Source organism: Embleya sp. NPDC025285 (assembly GCF_055558835.1).
Window position 1 is genome coordinate 32817 of the sequence record NZ_JBVHLU010000084.1, and the last position, 15239, is coordinate 48055.

Here is a 15239-nt window from a genome sequence, read left to right on the forward strand (position 1 = left end):
ACGATTCGCCCCTGCGATCTCCACAGCTACGAGCATATTAGTGACTCATAGCAAACAGCTCGTAAACGCTGGGCAACCTGTCGGAATCAGGCGGTCACGTAAGGTGGTCGTCAGCGTCGCGTCCGCTGCAGAGTCGCCTCGGTTTGCGCTCGGGACGCCCGAATGGTTGTGCGCATGGACGAGTTCGGCCGGACTGAGCTTGCTCCGCTTTGACGGACACCGTCGTTGTGGTGGTCAGGCCGCGAGTACGGCTTCGTATTCGACGGGTGTGCGGTAGCCGAGGCTGCTGTGCAGCCTGCGGATGTTGTACCAACCTTCGATGACCCTGTTCCTCAATTGAGTGAACCTGGGTGATCTTGCAGTTACGCGGGATCTGCGGGATGGAGCCTGAAGTCGCGGCCTGTCAGGGGTGTTCGTCGTGCGGCCGCGGGACGGGGTGGTGTGGTGTCGATGGGTCGGGGTTCGGGTCGGGGGGTTCCCGAGGCAACGCGGATGGTCGCGCGCGCGGCGTTCCCGAAGGGATGCCTGGCGATGCGAGTGCGGGATCCGCTCGGCCCGCTGTTCGACGACGAGGACTTCCGATCCGCGTTCGGGGTCCGGGGCCGTCCGGGGGGGTATCGCCCGGGCAACTGGCGCTGGTCTGCATGCTGCAGTTCGCCGAGAACCTGACCGATCGCCAGGCCGCTCATGCGGTGCGGACGAGGATCGACTGGAAGTACCTGCTGGGCCTCGAACTGGCGGATCCCGGCTTCGACTTCACCGTGCTGACCGGGTTCCGGGATCGGCTTGTGGCTCACGGCCTGGAGGAGAAGGTCCTTGATCTCCTGCTGGAACGGCTGGCGGACCTGAAACTGGTCGCGTCCGGAGGCCGGCAGCGCACGGACTCCACGCATGTGATTGCCGCGGTACGGGATCTGAACCGCCTGGAGTTCGTGGGCGAGGCACTGCGTGCGGCGCTGGAGGCGATCGCGGTCTCGGCACCCGGCCGGCTCGTCGCGTGGATGGATCCGTCTGGGCAGGGACGGTACGGAGCCCGGGTGGACTCCTATTGCCTGCCGAGCGAGGAGGACAAACGGGTCCGGCTCACGGAGCGCATCGCCGCCGACGGGTACCTCCTGCTCGAAGCGGTCGTCTCTCCTGCGGCCCCCGGTTGGCTGCGGGAGGTCCCCGCGGTTGGAATCCTGCGGACGGTGTGGATGCAGCAGTTCAAGCGGACGGTAACCGACGGGGTGCAGGAGGCGGCCTGGCGGGGGCAAGGACGATCTCCCGCCCAGCAGAGACAGGATCACCTCGCCGTATGACCCGGACTCCCGCTGCGCGGTGAAGCGCGGCTCGGCCTGGGACGGCTACAAAGTCCACTTCAGTGAGACCTGCGACAGCCCCGAGTCCGGCCGCCCGCACGTGATCACCCACGTGGTCACCACAGATGCCACGGTCGGCGATGCGGTGGTTGTCGATGCGATCCACGACCGGCTCGATGACAAGGGACTGCTGCCGGCCGAGCGCCTGATGGACGCCGGCTACGTTTCCGCGGAGCTCCTGCTGACCGCGCCGACCGAGCGCGGCGTCCGCCTCACCGGCCCCGTCAGGCCGAACACCACGCGTCAGCCAGTTCGGGCCGCCGGCTTCGGAAAGACGACCTTCGCCATCAACTGGGTCTCACAACCAGCCACTTGCCCCAACGGTTCCACCAGCCGCTACTGGACCGAGGCCACGACCACAATCACCGGCCGACGATCCGCATCCGCTTCGCCACCGAGACGTGCGCCCCGTGTCCGGTGCGCGACCAATGCACCAGCTCCACACGCTACGGGCGCCAACTCACCGTCCGTCCGCAGGAACGGGACGCCGTCCTCGAACGCGTCCGAGCCGAACAGGCCACAGATGAGCGGAAGGCCCGCTACGCGGTTCGCTCGGGCGTGGAAGCCACGATCCACCAGGCCGTCGCAGCCACCGGCGCCCGCCGGACACGCTATATCGGACTGCCGAAGACGCGCCTCGCCCACATCTTCACGGCCACAGCCATCAACCTCATCCGCCTCGACGCCTGGTGGAACGAAAAGCCACTCGCGCTCACCCGGACATCACACCTCGCAGCCCTCGACCTCGCCGCGTAGAGCTACTGGGCAACAGGGTCATCGAGGGCCACTACAACCGCCGACGCCTGCTCTCCGGACTCGGCTATCGCACGTCCCACGAAGTCCTGTTCCCAGAACGGGAATTGAACCTCGTGGCATAGAACAACAGCAATCAACCCGTTCGGAAAACGCGGGGCTACTCAGGCGGTTGATCAGGATCCTGTCCTCCGCACCCCGGACGGCGTAGCCGGGGGCCACGTAGGAAGCCATCCGACAGCCCACTGCCGCGGAGACCACCGTGAATCACTCGATCACCTGCCCAATGGCCCGGTCCGCTTACCCGAGCACCCGCCGGGCGGATCCTCCTCCCACCGAGCTCGCCCGAGGCGCCGCGCGCCAAGAACGCGGACGGCGACGTGACGGCGGATCTGACCGTCCCGTCCGATTTCCCCGCACACGCGTCCGTCCCGTAACGCTCGCCCGAACAACTCGGCTCTCACCCCGAAATCGCCGGCGCGGGGAATGGCCACCGTCGAACACGATGCACGGACCCGGAACGCGCGGTGAACACAGCTGATCAGAGCTCGTCACCCAAGCGCAGTGATCGCAGGGCCGCGCCCCAGGCAACCACCTGATCGAGCATCGAGCCCGCCGCCGCGTACTGGTGTTCGCGCGGTCGCAACTCGGTCTCGTCGACATAGTCCCCGTGGATCGTGAGCGCCACCTGGGCCGCCACGTCCGCAACCTGGAGTCCGCCCAGAACGAGTCTGAGGTGTTCCACGGCACGCGTGCCTCCGTCGTAGCCGTAGCTCACGAATCCGGCGGCCTTGTTGACCCACTCCGCGTAGAGAAAGTCGATTGCGTTCTTCAGCGCTCCGGAGGTGGAGTGGTTGTATTCCGGTGTCACGAACACGTAGGCGTCGAACGTCGCCATCTTCGCGGCCCATCGCTTCGTGTGTTCGTGCCTGTAGTCGTCGACAGCCGCCGGAATCGGCTCGTCCAGGAGAGGGAGTTCGAAGTCGCCGAGGTCGACGATCTCCCAGGTCGCGTCAGCGCGTCGGGACGCTGTCTCGTGAATCCAGCGGGCCACCGCACCGGCCCGGTTCCCGGGTCGGGTGCTTCCCACCACGATTGCCACGTTCAACATGGAGACTCCAGCTCTCTGTTCGTACACATGATCAATGGATCCGGGCGGCCGTAACCGCATGACCACAGGTCGGCCGCCGTACCTGCCCGCCCGTGTTTGGGAGGTGGCTGTCACCGCCGGGAGAGCGGTTCCAGGAGGTGGCGGAAGGCGTTGGTAAGGCCGAACTGACCTGACCGGCCCGCCCGAGGCCTGACCTACAACACGGAAACGTCCGTGATCCGACGCCGGATCACAAAGTGGTCGACGAGCGTGACGCTGCCGTGGGGCACCGGCCAGACCGTCATCCGCAGCCGTCTCGACGAGTCTGAGACCGGCGACGAGCCGACGTGCCGAGCGCTCGGTCGATCGGCGAGAGGTCGCTTCACGCCGCGCCTCACTGCCGTCCATGAGAATCCGCATCAGCCCTACATACTTTGTAGGACTTAAACATCCTCTGCTGCGGCGGATCCTCTCGTCAAGTGTTCGCGTGATGCGATCGGGTCCCGGCTGAGACGCCGCGGTCGTCGAACGCGCGGACAGAACCCCGAACCGGCCGCATGACCCCGATCACCCGGGATTCGAGCTTGCTTGCTCTTGCGGCTCGAGGGCCCCGGCCTCGAGGTCTCGACCTCGCCGTTCGGCAGTGACGGCGAACACTGTCGACTCGAAAAGAGCTGGTGCTTTGTCCTACGTATGATGTTAAGGTCTGCGACTGCGACATCCACACAGCCCGCGCGCCCTTCGCGTCAGCGTCCTGGCGCACCATCGGTGAGGAGATCAATCGCATGAGCATCGTCGGAGTCCGGCACCCGAACGGCGCGGTCGACGTCGGCCGACTCGGCGAGGACGGCGCCACGGTCACCGTCCTCGCAAGCCTCGAAGAATTCTGGCGGGCGCCCGGGAGGTATCTGGCGAGCCCGACCCCCGACGACGCGGTGGCGTCGACCGATCTGGAACTGGTCCCCCCGGTACTTCCCGGTGCCCGGGTTTTCTGCGTCGGCCTCAACTATCGAGAACACGTCGAGGAGGGGTCCTACCGCGACGCCGAATCGCCGCGACACCCCACTCTCTTCGGCCGGTGGCCGGACACTCTCTCGGTGTCGGGCAAGGATGTGCCGGTGCCCACGGGAGAAGACGGTCTCGACTGGGAGGGCGAGGTCGTGGCCTGGATCGGATCGACGCTCACGGACAGCACGCCGGACGCTGCGCTGGCGGCCGTCGTCGGCTATTCCACGTTCAACGACATCACCGCCCGGCGCGCCCAAAAACTCACATCCCAATGGACCCTGGGCAAGAACGCCGACGCCTCGGGCCCCCTCGGCCCCCTGGTGCCGGCCGCCGACGTCGGGGACCTGCGCGACGGCTTGCGGGTGCGGACCCGGGTAAACGGCGAAGTCGTCCAGGACGGCAGCACCGACCAAATGATCTTCACCGTCGGAGACACGCTCGCTCACATCTCCAGGACGACGACGCTGCGCCCCGGAGACCTTCTCGCGACCGGCACCCCCTCGGGAGTCGGCTACGCACGAACGCCTGTGTGGCTGCTGCGGCCGGGCGACATCGTGGAGGTCGAAGTCGAGAAGCTGGGCCGCATACGCAACCGGATCGTCGGCAGCGAGGCGCGCCGACACCCGACCGGCCCGTCCGGGACGGTGTGACGCGATGATGCATCGCAGTGGCCCACTCGACGATCTCCTGGTTCTCGACCTGTCACGCGCGCTCGCAGGTCCGCACGCCACGATGATGCTCGGCGACCTGGGCGCTCGCATCATCAAGGTGGAGGCACCCGGGCGTGGTGACGACACCCGCGGCTGGGGTCCTCCCTTTCGGTGGCCCTCCGCGGACGGCCACGCGGGCACGGATACGGACGCCGGACCCGCCGACGAGCAACGGCGCGAATCCACCTACTTCCTGTCCGCCAATCGCAACAAGGAGTCGATCGCCCTGGACCTTCGCGACGAGGAGGACCGGGAGACCTTCCTGGCCCTGGTCGACCGCGCGGACGTCCTCGTCGAGAACTTCCGCACCGGCGTGCTCGAACGGCTCGGCCTGGGCATAGCGTCCCTGCACGACCGCAATCCCCGCCTGATCGCACTGTCGATCACCGGCTTCGGGCACGATGGACCCGAAGGCGGTCGAGCCGGCTACGACCAAATCGCCCAAGGCGAGGCGGGGCTGATGTCGATCACCGGATCCGGCCCGCAGGACCCCCAGAGGGTCGGCACACCGATCAGTGACATCCTCGCCGGCATGTACGGCGCCTACGGCGTGTTGGCGGCGCTCCATGACCGTCGACGAACCGGGATCGGCACCCTCGTGCGCACATCCCTGCTCGCCGCGACCGTCGGGGTCCACGGCTTCCAGGGCACACGCTGGACCGTGGCCGGCGAGGTGGGACGCGCGCAGGGCAACCATCATCCCTCGATCTCGCCCTACGGACTATTTCGATGCGCCGACGGGACCGTGCAGATCGCGGTCGGCAGCGAGGGCCTGTGGCACGACTTCTGCCATGCTTTCGGCCTCGCTCCGAACGAATCCGGTGTCGCGACGAACGCTGAGCGCGCGCGGGACCGGGAGCGAGTCGTCGCCCTCGTGGAGGAGGTGTTCGCGGACAGGAAGGCCGCCGAGCTGTTGGCGAGACTGGCCGAGGTCGGCATTCCCGCAGGCCGGGTCCGAACGCTCGACGAGGTCTACACATGGGAGCAGACCGCGAGCCAAGGGCTGCTGATCGATGTCCAACACGCCACCCTCGGCAGATTGACCCTGCCGGGTCCGCCGCTGCGGTTCTTCGACATCGACGGCGGCGAGACGACCGGGACCACCCACGATTCGCCACCCGTGCTCGATGAGCACGGCGACGAGATCCGCGCATGGTTGGGGGGATCCGCGTGAGCGATCGTATGACGGCCGGGGATCTGCTCGATCTCCTCTTGGATCAGGGTTCGTTCGAGTCGTGGGACGAGCCGGTGGATCACTTCGGCCCGGATTCTGCGTATCGCCGGCAATTGGAGTCCGCAGCGGAACGCTCGGGGACGGACGAGTCGGTGGTCACCGGTCGCGGATTCGTTGGCGGTCGGCCCACGGCGGTGGTGGTGAACGAATTCCGCTTCCTGGCAGGATCGATCGGACGCGGCGCGGCCTTGCGCATCGTGTCGGCCGTTCGCCGGGCCACTGCCGAGGGCATTCCGATCATCGCGGCCACGGCCTCGGGCGGTACCCGAATGCAGGAGGGCACGCCCGCGTTCGTCCACATGGTCGACATCAGCCGCGCGCTCATGGAGCACCGCGCGGCCGGACTCCCGTACCTGGCCTACCTCCGCCATCCCACGACAGGCGGCGTGTTCGCGTCATGGGGCTCTCTTGCGCACTTCACCATGGCCGAGCCAGGGGCCCTGATCGGATTCCTCGGGCCCAAGGTCTACGAGTTGTTGGAAGGCAAACCCTTCCCACCCGGCATCCAGACCACCGAAGCCCTCGCCGACCGCGGCATCGTCGATGCCGTCGTCCCACCCGAGGAACTGCCGCAATTCGTGGACCGTGTACTGGGGTTGCTCCTCGACCCACCGACGCCGGCGACCCGAGACCGCCGGACCGGCGGAGTCCGCCGAACGCGGTCGACGTGGGAGTCGATCCGGATCACGCGCGGCCCACATCGTCCCGGCGTACACGAGGTCTTGCGCTATGGCAGCGATACCCTGGTCCGCTTGCGAGCCACCGAAGGATGCGAGCATGACAGCGCCATCACCCTCGCGCTCGCCCGTATCGACGGACAGCCCTGCGTCGTGATCGGCCAGGACCGCGTCGCCCAATCGGGCCTCGCCCCCTTGGGTCCTACCGCACTGCGCGAGGCCCGGCGCGGGATGCGACTGGCCGACGAACTCGGTCTCCCTCTTGTCTCGTTCATCGACACCCCCGGCGCCGAACTGTCGCCCGAGGCCGAACAGGGCGCCCTGTCCGGCGAGATCGCCCGATGCATCGGGCGCATGTCCACGATGCGCGTTCCAACGGTGTCGGTACTACTCGGGCAGGGCTGCGGCGGCGGAGCACTGGCCCTTCTGCCCGCCCATTTCGTGATCGCGGTGGAAAACGCATGGCTGTCACCGCTTCCGCCCGAGGGCGCCAGTGCGATCGTGCACGGCGACCTCGACCACGCGGCTGAGATGGCCCAAGCGCAGCGGGTCGGCGCCATCGACCTGCTGCGGGACGGCACGGTTCACCACATCGTGCCCGAATACGCCGACGACACCCCCGAAGCGCTCGCCTGCGCGATCGGCGCAGAGATCGGGGCAAGGCTCACCGCGCTGCGTTCGAGTACGGCGGGGACCATGTCTCCGCCACGGTTTCGGCGCCCTGACGAGGCACGTTAGCGATCGGGTCGGAGCACGGTGCCCCGAGCGGGTGACACCACCCCAGGTCAACTGTTCTACAGGTATGAAAGCCATGCCGGATCCGGAGGCCGAGAGCCCCGGCCACGTTGGGATGTTCCTCGCGCTCCGAGCCCCGGGGGCGCATGTGACGTCGTTCCCGGACAGGGTTCGTGGCGACCTGCGGGCCTTGATCTACGACGGCCGCCCGCACGCCGTGTCGGCTGGTGTACGACGCAAAAGATCTCCGAGCCACCTATTGAACTTTGTAATACAAATGCCTAGTATCCTACATACGCGCCTCCTCGCCGCCGCGCAGGAGAAGAGCGGGGCCACTCGGGGGCTGCTTCCGGATGATCCGCCGGGAGTTCCGCGATGCGACTCGAGCCCCGGAAATCGCCAATGCCCTCGAACCTACGCGAAGCGATCCGGTAGGTGCGCAATGATCCGAGGGGCGACTTCCGAGAATTCCGCACCCGCAAGGTTCCATGCGTGGAACTGCCGAGTCGACCGACTTGGATACCGAGCACGATCACATAGTGAGGAGAAAATGATGAAGGCAGTCGAGTTCGCCGCCGGCGGTTACCGATTCATCCAGGTGGACGGAGTCTTTCAATTCTCGAGCGGTGTCCGTGCGGAATCGGGCCACACCATGGTGCGGGCGCAGTTCGTGAATCCATTGCCACTGGCGGACGGTTTCGCCGCGGTCGAGGCCCATCTGGCCTCGATCGGGCGACCCACCACCGCATTCAGCGCTTGCGAATTGCGCTCGCCCGCCCCGTTCACCGAAAAGGGCTTCATCGAATTCAACCGCCTCTACGTGCAGACCCTCGAACGCTGGGGACTGTACAGCGACGGCGTCAACCCCGTCGCACGGACCAACGTCTGCCCACAGCACAATCCACCCCCGGTTGCCTCGCTGCATGCCTTCTCGTACACCATCCCGTCCGACACGGCTTCCCCGACCTTCGTGCTGGCCGGCAACGCCGAATGCGCCCAAGGCCCCGGCGAGTACCGCGACAGCATCGTCCGCCGTGGCGAGACGGGCCTCGACGCCATGCGGGAAAAGCTCAGGTTCGTACGGGCCGAGCAGGAACTCCGGTTGCGGGTCCTGGGCCTCGGCTGGTCGGACGTGCTGCACACCGGGGCCTACACCGTCCACGACATCGGTCCGCTGATTCGCGAAGAACTCCTCGACTACGGAACCGGATCGATCACCTGGCACCCGGCTCGTCCGCCGGTCGAGGACTGCGAGTACGAGATGGACGCGCGCACCACATCGCACCAGATACTGCTGTGACCGTCCCGGCGCAGCAGGTCCCTGAAAACTGTCGACTCAAAATCCCCTCCCTTTGAAGTGGAGATTCGTCATGGCAAAGCAGAAAGTGAGCTCCGCCCAGCTCAGCAGGCCCAGCGGGCATTTTTCGCAAGGAATTTCCGTCGATGTACGCGGGCGGTTGGTTTTTCTCTCCGGGATGACCGCACGTGACCTCGACGGAACCGTTATCGGCAAGGGTGACATCGAGGCACAGACGCAAAAGGTCTGCGAGAACCTGCAAGCGGCCATGGCGGCCGCCGGAGGCTCGATGACCGACATCGTCAGCGTCACCGTATTCGTCAGGAACACCGAGCACTTCGCTGCGATCCACCGGATTCGCCGCCAGTTCTTCGCGGACCCCCCGCCGGCCTCCACCCTTGTAGAGGTATCGAAATTGGTCGATCCCGAGATGCTCATCGAGATCAACGCCATCGCTGCCATCGAGGATGGAGCGCAGGTGTGAGGCGCGCTGCATCCAAGACACTTCCGGTGCCGAACTTTGCTCGGATCTCTCGCGTCGGGTTCCATCACGAGGAACACCGCCTCGAGGCGAGCAACGACGTTCGGGACCACCCCGTGATGTTCCTGCGCACGCCCGCATCGCGAGCCACGAACGAATCGCCGAGGCCACAACCCCTTGCCGTCGTCATCGGCCGACCCGGGCGCCGCATTCTTCGGCAACTGACCTGGAGCCACGTCTCGGCGTACAGTCGCTATGACGACGGGGGCTCCCGCCGAGGTGCCGGTGCGCGTAAGGCGCCGCAAGTGGGTTCGCGCCCCGGGTACACCGTCGAGGTGCGGATCGACCAGGCCGGAATCCCGAGGAACACGATCGCTGATGACTGAAGGACTCGACGGCGCGGCCCGAAATCATCTCGAAGACACAGGAATCGCCGCACTCGGATCGATGCTCGCCGACGGCCTGCTTTCGTCCGAGGAGCTCTGCCGGACGCTGCTCCATCGGGCGCGCCGACTGGATCCGCAGCTCAACGCCTTCATCTCCCTGGCTCCGGCCGCGATCCTGTCCCAAGCCAGGGCAGCAGACGAGGAACTGCGTAGCGGAACCAGACGCGGTCCCCTGCACGGGGTACCGATCGCGGTAAAGGACAATATCGCCGTTCGGGGGGAGGTCACGACTGCGGGCTCCAAAGTCTTGGCCACGAATCGACCCGCCGAGGACGCAGTCGTCGTGGAGCGGCTTCGGGCCGCCGGAGCCATCATTTTCGGGAAGACCAATCTGCCGGAATTGGCCTACGGGCCCCTGGAAACTTATCCCTTCGGCTCCACCAAGAATCCGTGGGATCGCGGGCGATACGCAGGCGGGTCAAGCGTGGGATCGGGTGCCGCGTTGGCAGCCCACCTGGTGCCCGGAGCCCTCGGGACCGACACCACCGGATCGATCCGAAACCCCGCGGCCTGGTGCGGAGTCGTCGGGCTCAAGCCGACGTACGGCAGTGTTCCCCTGGCCGGGGTGTGGCCGCTGGCGCGCTCGCTGGACCACGTCGGGCCGATGGCGCGATCCGCGCGCGACTGTGCCCTGCTTCTCGACGTCATCGCGGATCCCCCGCCTGCGGTCGGGCCGACGGCCCGCAGCGGAGGAGTACCGCCGAGCTACACCGCGGCTTTGAAGCAGCCGGTGCGGAACCTGAGGGTCGGGATCCTCCGCGGCACGCCGTGGGAGCACTGCGACGCCGATGTTGCCGGCGTCCTGGAAGACGCGTTCACCCTCCTCGGCGACCTGGGCATGGAACTGATCGAGGTCGAACTTCCGAGCTGGGAGGCGGCAGCGGCTGCGGTCAGCGTGATCTTGACCTGCGAAGCCTCCGTGGAGTACGCGCCTATGCTCGTCGACAGAGCGGCCGACCTGACCCCGCAGGTACGTGAACGTCTGGAAGCGGGTCTCCTCTTGCGGATGGCCGATTATGCCGCCGCCCGTGAGGCGACTACTCGGTTGGCGAGTGAGCTGAAAGAGGCGTTCTCCGCCATCGATGTCCTCGCGTTGCCCACTCGGGCGCAAACCCCGCCCAGGGTCCACCCCAGTGGCCGCCTCCTCGACCCCCTCGGCTCTCCATTCCACGTCTCGCCGTTCAACGCCGTAGGACTGCCTGCCCTGACCATCCCGTGCGGTTTCGACTCCCAAGGCATCCCGGTAGGTCTTCAGCTCGCGGGTCCGCACTGGAGCGATGGCACCCTTCTCGCCGTGGCTGACACCTACCAAAAGCACACCGACTGGCACACACGAGCGCCGAATATCGTTGCAGCCGACCCCGTGAGCGCGAATCGACGTTGCGACGGAATCGAAGCCTGAGCATCCGACGGGGTCTTTCACCATGATCGCGCGGGTCCCCCAGCCCAGTGAACAGGAAGCTCCGGCGTCGAGCGGTCGACCCCGGTCGACTCCGCGCCGAAAACCCGAACATGATCTCGACCCCGGCAGGATCGCCTCTTGCCGGGGTTTCCGTGTTCGCCGGACAGCGGCGCCGAAAGCTTCGAATCATCGGGTAACGCGGGAGACAGAAATAGCGGCGGTGACGAGCGTCTTCGCTGGATCACGCCGACGTCGAGTCCCCGAACATGTCGTCCCGTCTCAGCGCCTCAGTAGAGGACTTGCGTCGCCGACCGGCCACTCGGACCGACGCGTCGGTCGAACCGACTCGACGGTGCCGCGACGAATCCGGTCCACCTCAGGCTCGCCCACACCGCAACACCACCTGCGGGCCACGGCGCCTTCTACGACGCATTGAGCAGCGGCCGGATCGACGAGGAATACCCGCGGGCCGTCCCGACGGGCCCGTCGCTGCCCCGATGCGCGGACGACCGGATCGTCCTCCCCGTGGCTGCGCTCGGACACTCCACCGGCGCGGAGCGGCTGCGCCGCCATCGCCCGGGGCCGGGCGAAAGGCGATCCGAGCCGATACCCGTTCGGCGTCGACTCGGCGCATGATTGCGTTGTGTACATCCTGCGCGGCTCGTCGGTGACGACGGCGACGCTGTGACACTCGGCGCCGCGCGGCGGCGCAGGTTAAGCGATGTCGGGCCGCGGCCACCCGGCCGGGCGACGGCCCCGTGACGAGGAGGTTGCCGAGTACGGCAGCGATTGCCGGCATGTGCGACCGCGAGGCCGGAGACGGGAGGGCACGTCGCTTTCACGAGTCTCGCGCGGTGCACCACATCACATGCGGCGAATGATCTCGAAGACGACGAAGTCGTTGTTGACGTCAATGAGGGATACCGCCGCGATCGCACCTTCCCGCGTGTAATGCCGCTCGAGCAGGCGCGTGAACGCTTGGCCGTCGCGCGTCTCCAGGTACGTGCTGTTGGCAGGGCTGACACCCGCTCGAACTTCCACGACCGCGTGATCGATGGGACTGACCAGATAGGGGCGGGTGAAGTCGAAGTGGGTGGCAGGAGCCATCTCCGGCAACCGTGACTGGTCGGTGAGCTTCGACCACGGCACACTGTCGCGGATGAAGATCGCCAGATTTCCGTCAGCGTAGAACCGCGTGTCGGTCAGGAACGCGGGCTCATCTGCCGGGACATCGTCGCCAAACGCGGCAAGAAGGTCGGAGGGTGGTTGCTCCACCCGCGATCGGTCCGCATCGACATGCACCTCGTAGCCCTTTTCCTTCAGCATGTCCGTGAAGCCCACGAGCCGCTGCAGGGCGAGCGACGAAGGCCGGACATGCTGGTTGATCGTGGTGCCGATGGCCCGGCGTCGCGTGATGATTCCTTCGCGTTCGAGACCGGCCAACGCACCACGAATCGTGGTTCGGCTCACGTTGAGCGTGGTGGCGAGCGTGCCTTCGCTCGGGAGCTTGTCGACCAGCTCTTTGTTGAGGATGGCCTTGAGAATGGCGCCTCGGACCTGTTCTACCAGCAGAGTGCTGTCGAATGGCTGCATGCTCGACCCCCGTTTGGATCCACGCGGCAAGCGTAGGTCATACGTAACTCCAAGCATACCTTCCGAGTGCTGTCGGTGCGTACGCCCGAGTAGGGGACGCGGGCGGTCTCAACTGCCGAGGGGGCGGGAATCCGTCGAGCTCTCCGCTGCGCCCTCTTCGAGATGGATCGTTCGCCGGCGCACCAGGCAGTAGTAGACCGAAGCGCTGACACTCAGCCCTACCGCCCAGGACAAGTCCACCTGTCCGGTCAGCCTGGCGATGGGACCTTGAAACGCGGCGATGGGGCCGTATTGGCAGGACCAGGCCGCGGCCAACCCGAGCGCGAAGGCACCGAGTGCTCGGACGTTCACATCCCCATACCGAGACGTCGTCGGAGGGGCGTAGAGAGATGCGACATCGACCTGCTGCCTGTGGATGACGAACCAGTCCACCAGCGTGACACCCGCCCACGGGCTCATCCAGACCACCAGCGAGGACATGAAGTTGCCGAAGCTGCTGGAGAAGCTGCTGGACTCGAGGAACATCACCAATGGAATGAAGCCGACGATTCCGGCGAGCACGCTGGCCGCCGCGCGCTTGATCTTGATGTCGAGAGCCAGCAGGCCCAAGGAGGCCGTGTAGATGTTCACGACGTTTGCGGCCACAGGACCGTGCAGGATCACGCAGAGTACCGGTATGGTCGCGGCACCGAACAGCGTGGTGACGATGCCCACCGGGTCCGTGGCGTCCGAAGTCGCACCGGCGAGGGCGCCGAGAACCGACAGCCAGGCGAGAGGGGCGAATATGCCGAGTACCGACGACGCGTACAGGCGTCGAGGCGAGACGTCGAGGCTCGTGAACCGGCTGTAGTCGGAGGCCCACGTCATCCACCCCATCGCCCATCCCACGCCCACGGCGGTAAGCAGTTGGGTCATCGCGGTGAACTTGTCCGCTCCGGTCAGGGAGGACTGGGTCCAGGAGACCTCGTCGATCCGGGCCAGCACCAGGACGGTCATCACGACCATTACGGCAGCGACCAGAGGGACCGCGTACTTCTCGATCGTGCGAATGGCGTAGAACCCCCACACCGCGATCAGTATCTGACCGATCATGATCGCTCCGGCCAACAGGTACGTGCTCCCCGTTCCAGGGTTCACGCCCAGCTCACGCAGAATCCCGAGCACGAGATCGACGACGACGTAGGTGTTGACGCCTATCCAGCCCGTAACGACGATCGTTTGCAGGGCTGCGGGCAAATAGGCTCCACGTCGTCCGAACGCGACCCGCGCCAGCACCATCTGGCACACACCTGTCCGATGCCCCATGAGCGCGGACAGTCCGAATATCGCGGCGCCCACCGCCTGCCCGATGACGGTCACCAGGATCGTCTCCAGAAGGCTCAGTCCGAGGGTCATGCCGATCGTGCCGACGATCCAGCTGATGGGCGCCAGGTTCGCGCCCGACCAGATCCAGAACATCTGCAGCGCGGTACCGTCGCGATTACCGTCCGCTACGGGCGTGATGCCAGTGGCATCGACATGCAGCACTTCTTCGAGCTGGTGTCTCTCTGCGGGGTCGATGGTCACGACGCCACCCTTCCGACTTCATCATTTGTCATACATAGTTTGTTTGGCTATCGTGAGGATGGGAGCAGAAGCTCAGTGAGAATGTCAAGAGTCGTCTCGGCCCCGGTGTGGCTCACCAGAGGCCGGCAGACGATCGCTAGGACCAGGTCGTCGCGGCTTGGCGCCTTTTACCATCGACGTTTCGAAGACCCGGGAGGACGCTGTGAAGGGGCTAGTCGTAAGGAAGGGCCAAGGGCAGTCCTACGAGACCGGTCCTGCCTTGTTCAAGGCCGGCGGCGGTCAGACGGGAGGCCGCTACGACTTCATGATCATGGACCTCGAATATCACACCGGTCCGCAGCTTCATGTCCATGAGCAGCAAGAGGACACCTTCTTCGTGCTCGCCGGAGTACTGACGGTTCAGCTGGGAGACGAAGTCCACGAACTGCACCCCGGCGACTTCGCCAGCGCTCCCCCCGGCCTCCCCCACACCTTCGACAACCTGGTCAAGGACCAAGGGGCCGTGAGGGTCATCAATTTGATGACGCCAGGCGGTTACGAAGGCTTGTTCGCAGAGTTCGACAAACTGCAGTCGGACCCGGAATCACAGGAGGCGCTCGCGCTCTACGCCAAGTACAGCGCCGCTTTGGTTGGTCCAACGCTACGGGAGCACCTCGAAAACCGGTGACCCATGCCTGCTCGCTGAATGCGGGCCGGGCGTTGGACCCGCGATGCAGGCCGTGCGGCGGAGGGCGGCGTCGACGGTAGTGCCGGCGGCGTGGGCACTGAGGCCGGTGTCGAGGCGCGAGGTAGTGAGGTGCCCTTGATCTTCCGGACAGCGACCCGCGTAGGGTTGCAGGTAACCGGAAAGAGAAAGCACGTGCCGCCAAGATATACACAGCAGTTC

12 protein-coding genes are annotated in these 15239 nt (G+C 66.2%); 9 read left to right on the top strand and 3 right to left on the bottom strand.

From position 1 onward, the window contains the following. Positions 1-644 precede the first annotated feature (644 nt). Positions 645-1301: a transposase gene (locus tag ACZ4FV_RS38820; protein ID WP_465325312.1), complete on the top strand. Its 657-nt coding sequence runs from the start codon at positions 645-647 to the stop codon at positions 1299-1301. Positions 1302-1673: 372 nt separating this feature from the next. Next, positions 1674-2117 carry a transposase gene (locus tag ACZ4FV_RS38825; RefSeq protein ID WP_465325314.1) on the top strand — a complete coding sequence of 148 codons (444 nt, stop codon included), beginning with the start codon at positions 1674-1676 and terminating at the stop codon, positions 2115-2117. Between the two features lie 538 nt (positions 2118-2655). Here the strand turns inward: ACZ4FV_RS38825 and ACZ4FV_RS38830 are convergent. Then, the gene (locus tag ACZ4FV_RS38830) at positions 2656-3225 is read right to left on the bottom strand and encodes an NADPH-dependent FMN reductase (RefSeq protein WP_395872840.1); all 570 of its coding nucleotides are present in this window, start codon (positions 3223-3225) and stop codon (positions 2656-2658) included. A 764-nt stretch (positions 3226-3989) separates the two neighbouring features. On the opposite strand from ACZ4FV_RS38830, the gene ACZ4FV_RS38835 reads away from it, so the two are divergent. The 6 genes from ACZ4FV_RS38835 (at position 3990) to ACZ4FV_RS38860 (ending at position 11194) form a co-directional block, all read left to right on the top strand. After that, positions 3990-4862 (top strand): fumarylacetoacetate hydrolase family protein, encoded by an 873-nt coding sequence (locus ACZ4FV_RS38835; protein ID WP_395872839.1) that lies wholly within the window; start codon positions 3990-3992, stop codon positions 4860-4862. A 4-nt stretch (positions 4863-4866) separates the two neighbouring features. Beyond that, complete coding sequence (locus ACZ4FV_RS38840; protein ID WP_465325317.1) at positions 4867-6096, top strand: CaiB/BaiF CoA transferase family protein; 1230 nt, start codon at positions 4867-4869, stop codon at positions 6094-6096. Next, the gene (locus tag ACZ4FV_RS38845; RefSeq protein WP_465325319.1) at positions 6093-7571 is read left to right on the top strand and encodes a carboxyl transferase domain-containing protein; all 1479 of its coding nucleotides are present in this window, start codon (positions 6093-6095) and stop codon (positions 7569-7571) included. The genes ACZ4FV_RS38840 and ACZ4FV_RS38845 overlap by 4 nt, the downstream gene beginning before the upstream one ends. A gap of 550 nt (positions 7572-8121) precedes the next feature. After that, on the top strand, positions 8122-8868 hold the full coding sequence (gene cnbZ, locus ACZ4FV_RS38850) for a 2-amino-5-chloromuconate deaminase CnbZ (RefSeq protein ID WP_465325321.1): 747 nt from the start codon (positions 8122-8124) through the stop codon (positions 8866-8868). 70 nt (positions 8869-8938) lie between these two features. Beyond that, positions 8939-9349 (top strand): RidA family protein, encoded by a 411-nt coding sequence (locus tag ACZ4FV_RS38855; protein ID WP_402239106.1) that lies wholly within the window; start codon positions 8939-8941, stop codon positions 9347-9349. Positions 9350-9724: 375 nt separating this feature from the next. Next, the gene (locus ACZ4FV_RS38860; RefSeq protein ID WP_465325325.1) at positions 9725-11194 is read left to right on the top strand and encodes an amidase; all 1470 of its coding nucleotides are present in this window, start codon (positions 9725-9727) and stop codon (positions 11192-11194) included. 864 nt (positions 11195-12058) lie between these two features. Here the strand turns inward: ACZ4FV_RS38860 and ACZ4FV_RS38865 are convergent. Further along, positions 12059-12787, bottom strand: a complete 729-nt coding sequence (locus tag ACZ4FV_RS38865) for a GntR family transcriptional regulator (RefSeq protein ID WP_395874015.1) — start codon at positions 12785-12787, stop codon at positions 12059-12061. Positions 12788-12895: 108 nt separating this feature from the next. After that, positions 12896-14353 carry a purine-cytosine permease family protein gene (locus tag ACZ4FV_RS38870; protein ID WP_465325328.1) on the bottom strand — a complete coding sequence of 486 codons (1458 nt, stop codon included), beginning with the start codon at positions 14351-14353 and terminating at the stop codon, positions 12896-12898. Between the two features lie 259 nt (positions 14354-14612). Here ACZ4FV_RS38870 and ACZ4FV_RS38875 point away from each other — a divergent pair, with 259 nt between their 5' ends. Beyond that, complete coding sequence (locus tag ACZ4FV_RS38875; RefSeq protein WP_465325330.1) at positions 14613-15020, top strand: cupin domain-containing protein; 408 nt, start codon at positions 14613-14615, stop codon at positions 15018-15020. Positions 15021-15239: the final 219 nt, after the last annotated feature.